The sequence below is a fragment of the Pantoea alfalfae genome (genome assembly GCF_019880205.1).
In the GTDB taxonomy this organism is placed as follows: domain Bacteria; phylum Pseudomonadota; class Gammaproteobacteria; order Enterobacterales; family Enterobacteriaceae; genus Pantoea; species Pantoea alfalfae.
Window position 1 is genome coordinate 1,442,779 of record NZ_CP082292.1, and the last position, 13,410, is coordinate 1,456,188.

Annotated in this window: 10 protein-coding genes and 1 pseudogene; all 11 read left to right on the forward strand. The window is 43.2% G+C overall.

What is annotated here, in order from left to right; all coding sequences use genetic code 11:
* The first annotated feature begins 180 nt into the window (after positions 1–180).
* The 11 genes and pseudogenes from galF to K6R05_RS06750 all read left to right on the forward strand — a co-directional run bounded on the left by galF (position 181) and on the right by K6R05_RS06750 (position 13,366).
* Positions 181–1,083 carry a UTP--glucose-1-phosphate uridylyltransferase GalF gene (gene galF / locus K6R05_RS06700; RefSeq protein ID WP_161732304.1) on the forward strand — a complete coding sequence of 301 codons (903 nt, stop codon included), beginning with the start codon at positions 181–183 and terminating at the stop codon, positions 1,081–1,083.
* Between the two features lie 42 nt (positions 1,084–1,125).
* Positions 1,126–2,139 (forward strand): UDP-glucose 4-epimerase GalE, encoded by a 1,014-nt coding sequence (gene galE / locus K6R05_RS06705; protein WP_222925249.1) that lies wholly within the window; start codon positions 1,126–1,128, stop codon positions 2,137–2,139.
* Positions 2,140–2,571: 432 nt separating this feature from the next.
* Positions 2,572–3,651: a dTDP-glucose 4,6-dehydratase gene (gene rfbB, locus K6R05_RS06710; protein ID WP_222925250.1), complete on the forward strand. Its 1,080-nt coding sequence runs from the start codon at positions 2,572–2,574 to the stop codon at positions 3,649–3,651.
* Entirely contained in the window at positions 3,651–4,538 is an 888-nt protein-coding gene (gene rfbD, locus K6R05_RS06715; RefSeq protein WP_222925251.1) for a dTDP-4-dehydrorhamnose reductase, read from the forward strand. The genes rfbB and rfbD overlap by 1 nt, the downstream gene beginning before the upstream one ends.
* A 44-nt stretch (positions 4,539–4,582) precedes the next feature.
* Positions 4,583–5,463 (forward strand): annotated as a pseudogene (gene rfbA / locus K6R05_RS06720) (glucose-1-phosphate thymidylyltransferase RfbA).
* Positions 5,463–6,011: a dTDP-4-dehydrorhamnose 3,5-epimerase gene (rfbC, locus tag K6R05_RS06725; protein WP_222925252.1), complete on the forward strand. Its 549-nt coding sequence runs from the start codon at positions 5,463–5,465 to the stop codon at positions 6,009–6,011. Before rfbA ends, rfbC begins: the two are co-directional and overlap by 1 nt.
* Before the next feature lie 81 nt (positions 6,012–6,092).
* On the forward strand, positions 6,093–6,941 hold the full coding sequence (locus K6R05_RS06730; protein ID WP_374206937.1) for a glycosyltransferase: 849 nt from the start codon (positions 6,093–6,095) through the stop codon (positions 6,939–6,941).
* A 35-nt stretch (positions 6,942–6,976) separates the two neighbouring features.
* Complete coding sequence (locus tag K6R05_RS06735) at positions 6,977–7,810, forward strand: ABC transporter permease (RefSeq protein WP_222925253.1); 834 nt, start codon at positions 6,977–6,979, stop codon at positions 7,808–7,810.
* Entirely contained in the window at positions 7,800–9,173 is a 1,374-nt protein-coding gene (locus tag K6R05_RS06740; RefSeq protein ID WP_222925254.1) for an ABC transporter ATP-binding protein, read from the forward strand. Before K6R05_RS06735 ends, K6R05_RS06740 begins: the two co-directional genes overlap by 11 nt.
* The gene (locus K6R05_RS06745; RefSeq protein ID WP_222925255.1) at positions 9,166–11,184 is read left to right on the forward strand and encodes a class I SAM-dependent methyltransferase; all 2,019 of its coding nucleotides are present in this window, start codon (positions 9,166–9,168) and stop codon (positions 11,182–11,184) included. Before K6R05_RS06740 ends, K6R05_RS06745 begins: the two co-directional genes overlap by 8 nt.
* Before the next feature lie 34 nt (positions 11,185–11,218).
* Positions 11,219–13,366, forward strand: a complete 2,148-nt coding sequence (locus tag K6R05_RS06750; protein ID WP_222925256.1) for a glycoside hydrolase family 99-like domain-containing protein — start codon at positions 11,219–11,221, stop codon at positions 13,364–13,366.
* Positions 13,367–13,410 lie beyond the last annotated feature (44 nt).

Sequence of the window (13,410 nt, forward strand, 5' to 3'; positions counted from 1 at the left end):
CAATATTCGATTACTGATTGTCTTTGTTCAGTTTATGGTGTCGCTGGCAATGGGAAAAATGCCGAATTTCCAAGTTATGACAGAGAGTTACTGTCCGCTTTTCAGATAAAGATTATACTTGCTCTTCCGGCCGATCCTGCATAATCGACCCACATCTTCATTTTATTAAACGGAATAAATATGACCAAGCTTAAAGCAGTAATCCCGGTTGCGGGCCTCGGTATGCATATGCTCCCTGCGACTAAAGCCATTCCGAAAGAGATGCTGCCTGTCGTCGACAAACCGATGATCCAGTACATCATTGACGAGTGTGTTGCCGCAGGTATTAAAGAGATTGTGCTGGTCACGCATGCATCGAAAAATGCCGTAGAAAACCACTTCGACACCACCTATGAGCTGGAAGCGCTGCTTGAAGCGCGCGTGAAGCGTCAGCTGCTGAGCGAAGTGCAGTCTATCTGCCCGCCAGGCGTCACCATCATGAACGTGCGCCAGGCGCAGCCACTGGGTCTGGGTCACTCCATTCTCTGTGCCCGTCCGATGATCGGTGATAACCCGTTCGTGGTGGTGCTGCCGGACGTCCTGCTGGATGACTCCACCGCTGACCACATGCGTTATAACCTCGCAGCGATGGTTGCCCGTTTTGAAGAGACCGGCCACAGCCAGGTCCTGGCGCAACATATGCCCGCGTCCAATCTCACTGAGTACTCGGTAATCACCACTGCAGAGCCGATTGATCATCCTGGCGACATCAGCACCATTACCGATTTCGTTGAGAAGCCTGAAGATACCACCGGACTGAACTCTGACCTGGCCGCGGTTGGCCGCTATGTCCTTTCTGCTGATATCTGGGCAGAACTGGAACGCACGGAGCCAGGCGCCTGGGGCCGTATCCAGCTGACCGATGCGATCGCCAGCCTGAGTAAGCACAAAACGGTTGATGTCTCTCTGCTGACCGGTCACAGTTTCGACTGCGGTCGTAAACTGGGTTACATGCAGGCGTTCGTCTCTTACGGACTGCGCAACAACGCGCAGGGTCGCGATTTCCGCGAAGCTATCCAGACGATTCTCGCAAAACAAAAGTAATTAAATCGCCGCGTCATGCGCGGCAGATTGAAAGGAGCTCACATGGCAATTTTAGTAACGGGTGGAGCAGGCTATATCGGCTCCCATACGGTACTGGCGCTGTTGCAGCGCGGTGATGATGTTGTGGTTCTGGATAACCTCTGCAACGCCTCACGCGAAGCCATTAACCGCGTGGAGAAACTGGCGGGTAAGAAAGCGACCTTCGTCGAGGGCGATATCCGTGACCGCGCCTGTCTGCGTGACCTGTTTGCATCCAACAGCATTTCAGCCGTAATCCACTTCGCTGCGCTTAAAGCAGTCGGTGAATCTACGCGTATGCCGCTGGAGTACTACGAGAACAACGTCGCGGGCACAGTGGTACTGCTGGAAGAGATGCGTAATGCCGGCGTCTGGAACTTTATCTTCAGCTCATCAGCGACCGTCTATGGCGCAGATGCACCGGTTCCTTACGTTGAGACTACGCCAATTGGCGGCACCACCAGTCCGTACGGTACCTCAAAGCTGATGACCGAATTCGTCATGCGCGACTTCGCTAAAGCAGAACCGAAGTTCAAAGCGATTGCCCTGCGTTACTTCAACCCGGTTGGCGCGCACGAGTCTGGCGAAATCGGTGAAGACCCGACCGGCATCCCGAATAACCTGCTGCCCTACATCGCGCAGGTCGCGATTGGTCGTCTGGAGAAGCTGGGCGTGTTTGGTGGCGATTACGATACGCCAGACGGAACCTGCCTGCGTGACTACATCCACGTGGTTGACCTGGCGGAAGGGCACCTGAAAGCGCTGGATCACCTGAGCAAAGTGGAAGGCTACACCGCCTTCAACCTGGGCGGCGGCAAAGGCTTCTCCGTGCTGGAGATGATTAAGGCATTCGAGAAGGCGTCCGGTAAAGCGATCCCGTTTGAGATCAAGCCACGCCGTGACGGTGACCTGCCTGCGTTCTGGGCCGATGCATCACTGGCGAACAGCGAGCTCGACTGGCGCGTGACGCGCGGAATCGATGAGATGATGCGCGATACGTGGAACTGGCAGAGTAAGAACCCGGATGGGTTCAGGTAGTTGAAAAAGGCGAACTCCGGTTCGCCTTTCTTATATTTGATTTGAAATATCTTATCAGACCTTTCTCATAATTCTGATTGCATCATCCTGAGGCATCAGCAACCATCCCCTACGCCAGAAAAGTGCTCATTAGTTGAACTAACACCTGCGGCATAAACGCATTTTATTCGTAATAGCTATACCTCAGTGATAGAATTTACGATTGTTGAATGATAAACCCACTTAAACAATTTCATTAATAAAGTGATATCAATCAACTGAATGCTGAACATCTGGCGGATTCTTGTTGTCAGCATACTCATTCGGTCAAAGATAATCAGCATCGTGGGAGCTGTAACCCAGGGGCGGTAGCGTGCTCTTAAAACGCCTATGATTGTCTGCTTTTTATTCGGGCGCCCATGCCTCAGATAGCTTGTCAGGAATAAACACGTTATGAAGATACTTATCACTGGTGGTGCAGGTTTTATCGGTTCAGCGGTTGTGCGTCATGTTATCAACAATACAAATGATGAAGTCATAAACGTTGATAAACTTACCTATGCAGGCAATCTTGAATCATTGAAAGAGGTGAGCGGCAATCCTCGCTACACTTTTAAGCAGATCGATATCTGCGATGGTCAGGCTATCACTGAAGCGTTAAATGAATTTCAGCCTGATGCTATCATGCATCTGGCCGCTGAAAGTCATGTAGACCGCTCGATCACCGGTCCGGCTGAGTTTGTTCAGACTAACGTGGTAGGCACCTATGCTCTGTTAGAGGCGAGCCGCCAGTACTGGAGCGCATTGCCTGAAGAACGTAAAGCGGCATTTCGTTTCCACCATATTTCTACTGACGAAGTGTATGGTGATCTACCGCATCCGGATGAGATGGACGGCGATTTACCGCTGTTTACCGAAGAGACCCCTTATGCCCCGAGCAGTCCCTACTCCTCAACAAAAGCAGCCAGCGATCATCTGGTTCGCGCCTGGGGCCGCACCTATAAATTGCCGGTTATTGTAACCAACTGCTCAAACAACTACGGTCCTTATCATTTCCCGGAAAAACTCATTCCACTGATCATCAGCAATGCGCTGGAAGGTAAACCACTGCCAATCTATGGCAAGGGCGACCAGATACGTGACTGGCTCTATGTTGAAGATCACGCGCGCGCGCTCTATACCGTGGTTAAAAATGCAGAGACGGGCACTACCTATAACATCGGTGGTCATAACGAAAAGAAAAATATCGATGTTGTGTTGAAAGTCTGCGAACTGCTGGATCAGCTGCGTCCCAAAGCAACCTCGTACAGCGATCAAATCACCTATGTTCAGGACCGTCCGGGACATGATCGCCGCTACGCGATTGATGCCGCTAAGATTGAGAAAGATCTTGGCTGGAAACCGGAAGAGACCTTTGAAACGGGTCTGAAGAAAACCGTTGAATGGTACCTCAATAATTCTCAGTGGGTTGAGCATGTGAAGAGCGGTGCCTATCAGAACTGGATCGAACAGAACTACGAGAAGCGTAGCTAATGGATATTTTGCTGTTTGGTAAAAACGGACAGGTCGGCTGGGAATTGCAGCGTGCGCTTGCGCCGTTAGGCAATTTAATCGTGGTCGATCGTCATTCCCGTGACTACTGCGGTGATTTTGAAAATCCTGAAGGCGTTGCTGAAACGGTTCGCAAAATTAAGCCAGCGGTTATCGTTAATGCCACCGCTTACACTGCGGTGGATAAAGCGGAATCAGAGCAGAATAAAGCTCAGCTGATTAACGCTACTTCTATTGAAGCTTTGGCTGCAGTCGCCGAAGAGACAGGGGCATGGTTAATCCATTACTCTACCGACTATGTTTTTGACGGCTCTGGTAATCAACCATGGCGCGAAGACGATGCTACTGCGCCGCTTAACACCTACGGTCAGACCAAGCTGGAAGGAGAGCAGGCTATTGTCAGCAATATGACGAAATACCTGATTTTTCGCACCAGTTGGGTCTATGCCGCGAAGGGTAACAACTTTGCCAAAACAATGCTGAAACTGGCAAAAGACCGGGAATCCCTGTCAGTAATAAACGATCAGTTTGGTGCACCTACCGGCGCTGAGCTTATTGCTGACTGCACGGCTCATGCAATCAGAGTGGCTCTGGAAAATAGCAATGTCGCAGGCCTGTATCACCTCATTGCAGCAGGTGAGACGACCTGGCATGCCTATGCCACTAAAGTCATAGAGTTTGCGAAAGCACAGGGTGTCGAACTGCAGGTGCAGACGATCAATGCTGTGCCAACCAGTGCATTCCCTACACCGGCTAAACGTCCTGCAAACTCAAGACTCAATACAGACAAATTTCAGCAGACCTTTGGTCTGAACCTGCCCGACTGGACGGTCGGCGTTGAACGTATGCTGCTCGAAACGCTTATTTAATCGAAACAGGCCGCAATAGCGGCCTGACCATTTAAGGTGAAATTGTGAAAAAGAATAAAGGCATTATTCTCGCTGGTGGCTCAGAACACGCCTCTATCCGGTAACGATGGCAGTCAGCAAGCAGTTGCTGCCGGTTTACGACAAGCCAATGATTTACTATCCGCTCAGTACGCTAATGCTGGCAGGAATCAACGATATCCTGATCATTAGTACACCGCAGGACACACCGCGCTTTGAGAGCCTGTTAGGTGATGGTTCCCAATGGGGCATCTCAATTCAGTATAAAGTACAACCAAGCCCGGATGGCCTGGCGCAGGCGTTTATCATTGGTGAAGAGTTTATAGGTGACGACTCAGTCGCGCTCATCCTTGGCGACAATATTTTCTATGGTCACGACCTCTACAAGCAACTTGAAGCCGCATCGATGAAAGATGATGGGGCAACCGTATTTGCTTATCATGTTACCGATCCTGAGCGTTATGGCGTTGTGGAATTCGACAGCGAAGGCAAAGCAATTTCATTGGTAGAAAAACCTGAACATCCACGCAGCAACTATGCGGTGACCGGTCTTTATTTCTATGACAACAGTGTTGTAGAAATGGCTAAAAATCTTGCGCCATCACCACGTGGTGAACTTGAAATTACCGACATCAACCGTATTTACATGGAGCAGGGTAAACTTTCTGTTTCCATTATGGGACGTGGACATGCGTGGCTTGATACCGGAACGCACCAGAGCCTGATGGAAGCGAACAATTTTATCCAGACGATTGAATCACGTCAGGGTTTAAAAGTTGCCTGCCCGGAAGAGATCGCATTCAGAATGGGTTTCATTAATAAAGAGCAATTGCAGGAACTCGCTAAGCCATATCTTAAAAATGAATACGGCAAATATCTGATGGCTTTGGTTGAAGGACGTTTATAATGAAGATTATTGATACTAAAATTCCTGATGTAAAAATCATTGAGCCAAAAGTGTTTGGTGATGAGCGTGGTTTTTTCCTGGAAAGCTTCAATCAGTCAATTTTTGATAATGCCGTTGGTCGACATGTCGACTTTGTTCAGGACAATCACTCAATGTCCAAAAAAGGCGTGTTGAGAGGCCTTCATTACCAACTTGCCCCTCATGCCCAGGGTAAACTTGTGCGCTGCGTTGAAGGGGAAGTATTTGATGTAGCTGTAGATATCAGACGTTCATCAGAAACATTTGGACAATGGGTCGGCGTACATTTAAGCGCTGAAAACAACCGTCAGCTCTGGATTCCAGAAGGCTTTGCTCATGGTTTCATCACACTTTCGGATCGTGTACAGTTTATTTATAAAACCACAAATTATTATGCGCCACAGTCAGAAAGAAGCATTTTGTGGAATGATCCGCAGATAAATATTGAATGGCCTGAAGTTGAAGAAATGACTTTGTCTGGCAAAGATAAAGATGGCGTATTGCTCAATAACGCAGAAACTTTCAATTGAGATGGATAAAAAACGCGTACCGCAGTCCTTTTATGCTCTTACAATGGCAGTCAATATATAAGACAGCAAATTGATTCAATTATAAATCAGACTGAAACCGAATGGACGGTATTTGTTTCGGATGATGGATCAACTGACGGAACTCTTGATATATTGAAATATTATCAGGAGAAGTTAGGCCGTGAGCGTTTTGTCATAATCGATGGTCCAGGCAAAGGATTTGCCTGGAATTTTATATCGTTGCTGGAAAAATGTGGTGATGCTTTTGATTATTATGCATTCAGCGATCAAGATGATGAATGGATGCCAGACAAATTATCAAGGAGCATATCAGTTTTATCTGGTTATAAACATAATGTTCCTTCAGTTTATTGTGGACGAACTTCATTGGTCGATGAGAATGGTCATCATTTGGGTGAGTCTCCCCTATTCAGTAAGCCGCCATCGTTCAAAAATGCCCTTATCCAAAGTATAGCTGGCGGCAATACGATGATCTTAAATCGGGCAGGTAGAAATATTATTAATAAAACCCCCATAGATGTAAGAATTATATCTCACGATTGGTGGATATATATAGTTATTACAGCAATAGGTGGTAATATTTTCTACGATCCGAAACCATCAATTAATTATCGGCAACATACTAATAATATTGTTGGCTCGAATCTAGGCTGGCTGGCCAGATTTAAACGCATTTCGGGTCTTATGGACGGGCATTTTAAGATGTGGATAGATTCCAATATCTACGCTTTGAATAAAGCAGACGTAAATATCACCCCGGAGAATAGATTTATTCTTGAAAGCTTTAATGAGGCCAGGAATAGTAATTTATTTAAAAGACTGTATTTATTCAGAAAGTTAGGCATGTACCGTCAGACTTTATTAGGTACGTTAGGTCTATATGTTGCCATTGTCCTGAAGAAATTATAATCGATAGATAAATTTATTCGTAAAAAGGTGAAATTTTGCAGCAGAATACTAAACACGATACTTCGCTGTGGTCGTTATGCAAGAATACCTATATTAATAGACATATTATTTTCGAAATGACCAAGCGCGATGTGATAAGCAGATATAAAGGCTCAGTAATGGGCATTTTCTGGTCTTTCATAAACCCTGTTTTTATGTTGGCTGTTTATACGCTTGTTTTTTCCGAAGTATTTAATGCTCGCTGGGGAAACGCTGCCGCAAATGAGTCAAAAGCACAGTTTGCTATTATTCTTTTCGCGGGACTTATTGTGCATGGGATATTTGGTGAAGTGTTGACTAAATCACCCACATTAATACTTAATAATGCTAATTATGTCAAAAAAGTGGTTTTCCCACTTGATTCTTTTCCGGTAATAGCATTGTTGTCCGCTTGCTTTCAGGCGTTAATCAATATTTTTGTGCTATTACTTGCATTTACTTTTGCGAATGGTTATATCCACTGGACTGTGGTGCTGCTTCCTGTTGTATTTATTCCCGTATTGATTTTAGTACTGGCTTTGAGTTTTTTGATTTCTTCGCTGGGCGTATTTATTCGGGATCTAGGACAGTTTATAACGTTGTTAATTACGGTAATACTTTTCCTTTCCCCTGTGTTTTATCCACTGTCTTCTGTACCTCAGAAATATCAGGTCATCATATTATCTAATCCATTGACATTCATAATTGAGCAAACTCGGGAAGTTGTTATCTGGGGTAGAATGCCAGATTTTAACGGATTGCTAATATATGGTTGTGTTTCAACAGTAATATTATGGCTAAGCTACTTCTGGTTCCAGAAAACACGTAAGGGATTTGCTGATGTTATCTAAAGACAATGCATTAGAAATAATCGATGTTAGCAAATGCTATCAGGTCTTCGATAGTCCTGTCAGAAGACTTAAGCAATTTATCGTACCTAATATTGAACGTAAACTAGGCAAAGTACCTCGTGTATACCATGAAGAATTTTGGGCACTTCAGGATATAAGTTTTAATTTACCTAAAGGCGAAACGCTGGGTGTGGTCGGACGGAATGGCTCTGGTAAATCAACCTTATTGCAGATTATTGCAGGTACATTATCCCCTACCCAGGGATCAGTCAATATTCAAGGTCGCGTTGCTGCCTTACTTGAACTAGGTGCTGGTTTTAATGGTGACTTTACCGGACGTGAAAATGTTTATCTGAACGGCGCGCTTTTAGGTCTGACTAAAGAAGAGATCGATAGTAAGTTAGATGATATCTTGTCTTTTGCCGATATTGGTCACTTTATTAATAATCCGGTGAAGACTTATTCAAGCGGAATGATGGTTCGTCTTGCATTTGCTGTACAGGCGCAAATAGATCCTGAGATATTAATCGTTGATGAGGCATTAGCTGTTGGAGATGCTAAATTTCAGGCAAAATGTTTTGCCAGATTGAAACAACTTAAAAATGATGGTACATCCATTCTTTTTGTATCCCATGCTACTGAACAGATTATTACGCATTGTGATAAAGCTATACTACTTAATGATGGTTCGATTGTAGGCAACGGTGCCCCAAAAGATATTGTTAATAAATATCTGGATCTACTCTTTGGAAAGTCATCCTCAGCAAATGCGAAGCGAATTAAAGAGGATAACCATCTTAAATCAGCTAGTAAAATTGAAAAAGACCAGACTGAAAGGTTTAACGTAAGTCAGGAGATTGAGCCTGTCGTTACTCTAGAAGAAAACGGATTCGAAAATCGCAATAACTATAATCCTAATGAATTTCGCTGGGGCGACAGAGCTGCCGAGATTCAGGACTTTTCACTTGTTCAGGGTGAGAATCTTTATCCCTTCAGCGTATCGGGCAATGGAAATATCAAGCTTAAGTTTCTTATTAAGTTCAACTCAACTATTTTCAGGCCTATTTTTGGTTTTGCTGTAAAAACTAAAGATGGGGTAACAATTTATAACACTAATACCAATATATTAGAAGCGCCTTTCATTGAAGCTGGAGAGGAAGGAAAGTCATATACCGTTAATACTGAAATGCCAATGCGTCTTTTCCAGGGTGACTATTTTATTTCGATTGGCCTTGCCAGTTATGATACATCAGGAGAGGTAGTTCCGCACGATCGGAGATATGATTCAATTCATATTACAGTAGAACCTACCCCAGAGTTTTTAGGTCTGGTAAATTTAGAGGCTTCGATTAACTGTGAATAAAGAAAAACTTTCAACAGTATTGTTATCATCTGATTTCGTTTATGACTCTGAAATCAATATCTGGGCCGAAAAAGATCAGCAGGAATTCAATTATAATGACGGCGATTATCATGAAAACTATATTCTGGACGTTGTCACAAAGTCTCAGGACTGTTCCGTACTTTCGCAGGAACTTGCTGGATATATAAAAGACTGGCCTTCACAGTATCATTTAACTTCAAAAAGATCTAACTTACTGAGGCCATTTGGGAAAAAGTTCAAAGGCAAACGTGTTCTGGAGATTGGATGTGGTTGTGGTGCGATAACGCGTTTCATAGCTGAAGCTGGCGCAGAAGTTATTGCCATAGAAGGTAGTAAAAGAAGAGCATCTATAACACGCAACCGTTGCAAGGATCTATCAAATGTTACTGTAATCAATTGTCCTAGCGATAAAATTCCGGATATAGGTGAATTTGATTACGTATTATTGATTGGCGTTCTCGAATATGCCCAGTGTTTCCTGGGCCATGAAGGACAATTATCACTTTTGTCGTTCTGCAAGAAAAGATTGAAATCCGATGGTTCTTTATTTGTAGCAATCGAAAACCAACTCGGCATGAAATATTTAGCTGGAGCCAAGGAAGATCATTTGGGAATACCAATGGTAGGTATTAATAATGCTTACCATAATAATGGTGTACGCACCTTTGGTAGAGTTGAACTTATCCAAATGATGAAAAAAGTAGGATTCAGCAATATTGAGGAATTTCTTCCTTTTCCTGACTACAAACTGCCAACTTTAGTTATTACTCCATATGGTCATCAAGAGCGCAGTTCAATAATTTATCCTTTGGTGAGTGAAGTACATCATAAAGATGCACAGGCACCAGATTCGTATACATTCTCATTAGAAGAGTCAACAAAAACAATCTGGAATAATAAGCTTGCTTCAGATTTGTCAAATTCATTTCTTATGATTGCTTCGGCATCAGAGTTAAGTCACGAAAGCGATAATACGTTGGCTTGGTATTATTCTGATGCCAGAATTAATGACAGCCAAAAGAAAATTAAGTTTCTTGAGGTTAATGGTAATTATAAGATTGAAAGTTACAAAATATCAGGTGAATTTATTAATGAAGAGCCATTCTATCAAGGCGAAAGTCTGTGGCTAAGCTTGGTAAATATTATTAATAAACATGGGTGGCAATTAAGCAGCGTGACTGAATGGGCAAGGCTGTGGATCAGTAAAGCACTCGTCACTGGAAAGGATGCGGATTCCTGGAAATGGAACACTGAGCTTCCACCAGAATACCTGGACGCAACTCCATTTAATATTATTAAAACTGAGCAAGGCTACGAGATTTTCGATTTAGAACTAAGCTCTGATAAGCCATTAATGCTTTCCTATCTGGTTTTCAGAGGCGTATTCAACTCTCTATTGCGAGTAACCTCCATTGCTCCTACAAAAGAGCTATCAGATTCTAATATATTTACCACTACTAAAATTATAGTAACAGAAATCTTCCCAGAACTGACTGAAGAGCATTTTAACGAATACTTAAAACAAGAGGTTGCTCTAGTTTCGCAAGTAGTAAACGTTGACACTAACGATCTTTTTGAACGCTATAAAAATTCGTTTTTCGTTGTTCGTGACTTCTTAAATGATTATAAAAGTGAACTTGCCAGAGTTTATCATACAAATCAGGATCTCTCCTCAACTGTGACCAATGTTGAAAATCAAATTAAAGATGTTGAAAAGCAGATCAAGGAGAAAGGTGAGGAGATATTTGGTAAAAATACTTTATTAGATATTAAAGAGAAAGAGTTGATCGATGCGCAAGAATCCTGTTCGAGGTTGCAGGAGCAAATCGACGACCTTCTTAGCGTTGCCGCTGAACAAAAATTCAGAGAAGAAAAACTTACGGAAGAGGTTAAAGTCAAAACGGATAAATTACAGAAAATTACTTCATCAAGAGCATGGAAATTAGCTTCATTTTTCAGTCGGTCTGCTAAATCGCTGAATAAATACTAAACTGGCAATCTGAAATCAGATAAGGGTATTGACGTTGAAAATCTATCGTTTTGCAAAAAAGATGTTATCTTCCGGAGATCGCGATCTTTTGAAATATCGTATTAAACTGGTCTCCAGGCTTTATAAAGAAGAGGGAGTTAAAGCTGTCTATAGCAGATTACAGTCAGCCTATAAGAATAATAACCCTGGCATTTATGCTCATAATCCTGCTTCAACAGATACCTTTAATGAAACATCTATCAATGATAGGTCTTCGCTGATTGAGGCTTGGCTAAAAACTGATTTTAAAAAAGCTTCACTGAAAGTTAACGAACAAAGTCATTATGTACCTAAGGCGCTCGATAGTCTTGAAGGCGTTGATTTACCGGTAAAAGTCATCGCCTACTATCTCCCGCAATTTCATCCATTTAAAGAGAATAATGAGTGGTGGGGTGAAGGTTTCACTGAATGGACAAACGTGACTAAAGCAAGGCCGCAATATCTTGGGCATCAACAGCCACGCTTACCCGGCGAACTCGGTTTTTATGATTTACGTTTACCTCAGGTCATGCGCCAGCAAATTGATCTAGCAAAACAGTATGGGGTCAATGGTTTTTGCTTCCACCATTACTGGTTTGGTGGCAAACGTCTGATGGAAACGCCTGTACAAAATTTCCTTAAAGATAAATCGCTCGATATTGATTTTTGTTTATGCTGGGCTAATGAGAACTGGACGCGTCGCTGGGACGGTCTGGAAAATGATGTTTTGATTTCTCAAAAGCATTCTCCAGAAGATGATATTGCCTTTTTAGATGACATCATGCCTGCACTTAAGGATGAGCGCTATATCAGAGTAGATGGTAAGCCACTGCTTATTCTTTATCGTGCAAGTTCACTTCCAGATGCTAAAGAGACGGGTAAACGCTGGCGTGAGCATGCCATTAAAAATGGATTACCAGGTCTTTACCTTGTTGTCGTTAATGCATTCGATGTTTCAAGTCCGCAGCCTTATGACTTTGACGCTATTGTTGAGTTCCCACCGCATCAGATTGGTGCTAAAGATATTACTGACAGTATTACGCCGTTAAATAAAAACTTTACAGGGCGGGTTTATGATTATGAAGAGCTGGCGTTGAGAGCAGGTAAAATTGATAACGACAATTTTACCTGTTTCAAAGCAGTCATGCCATCATGGGATAATGAAGCCCGAAAACCTACTCAGGGTTTCTCTTTCTATAATGCAAAACCTGAGCTCTATGCTAAATGGCTTGATAGCGCAATTAAAACGACAATGAATCGCAGACCTGAAGAGCGTCTTGTCTTTGTCAATGCCTGGAACGAATGGGCTGAAGGTGCGCATCTTGAGCCGGACCGTCACAATGGCTATGCCTATTTACATGCTACAGCTAATATTCTTCGTAATTCACTTTTGAAATATGATTGTGATAACCAGCTTATTTCAGATATGAATCAAGAATTTAAACCCAGATTTAAGTCTGCAGTTATTTTACATGCCTATTATGAAGACCTGGCTTGCGAATTAGTCGAAAAATATATCGCTCAATATCAGGATAAGCTTGACCTAATCATTACTATGCGCAGCGATGTTAAACTGAGCACGCTTGAGAAAATAAAAGCTTCCTTTAAAAATGTTTTCTTTGTGATGGTAGATAATAGGGGGAGAGATATTCGGCCTTTCATTAAGGCGCTCAAAGTTGCTGATGGCTTTGGTTATAAATATATCTGTAAGGTTCATACTAAAAAGTCACCGCATCGTGTTGATGGTCAACAATGGCGTGAAAGCCTTTTCGCGGATCTTCTTGGAGCACGCGAACATGTTGCAAAAATCATCAACTATTTTGAGCTACATGAAGATGTCGGAATAATTGCACCGAGAAATTCAATCACGGATCTTTCAATTCCTGAAATAAATCTGGGTAACAGATACTGGCTTGAAAAACTCTTTGCACGGATGGATTCTCCCGAATTGTTCAAGACATTCAAAACCAGTTTCCCGGCTGGTTCCATGTTCTGGTTTAGAAAAGATGCCCTCGATCCATTGGCCAGCAACTTGCTAGACGAAGAAGAGTTCGAACTTGAGGCGGGTCAACTGGACGGCACTCTTGCTCACAGTGTCGAAAGGGTCACTGGAGCAGTAGCTAATTCACAAGGTTTTAAAGTAGTCGATATCACATCACTTTAACTCTCAGTCAGGTATCAATGCTCACAAAGGTTGATGCCAGGTTA

What these genes read in the sequence shown, in the direction of transcription:
- rfbC (WP_222925252.1), top strand. Translation starts at nt 5,463, where the DNA reads ATGAAGATTATTGATACTAAAATTCCTGATGTAAAAATCATTGAGCCA.
- rfbD (WP_222925251.1), top strand. Translation starts at nt 3,651, where the DNA reads ATGGATATTTTGCTGTTTGGTAAAAACGGACAGGTCGGCTGGGAATTG.
- rfbB (WP_222925250.1), top strand. Translation starts at nt 2,572, where the DNA reads ATGAAGATACTTATCACTGGTGGTGCAGGTTTTATCGGTTCAGCGGTT.
- galF (WP_161732304.1), top strand. Translation starts at nt 181, where the DNA reads ATGACCAAGCTTAAAGCAGTAATCCCGGTTGCGGGCCTCGGTATGCAT.
- galE (WP_222925249.1), top strand. Translation starts at nt 1,126, where the DNA reads ATGGCAATTTTAGTAACGGGTGGAGCAGGCTATATCGGCTCCCATACG.
- K6R05_RS06740 (WP_222925254.1), top strand. Translation starts at nt 7,800, where the DNA reads ATGTTATCTAAAGACAATGCATTAGAAATAATCGATGTTAGCAAATGC.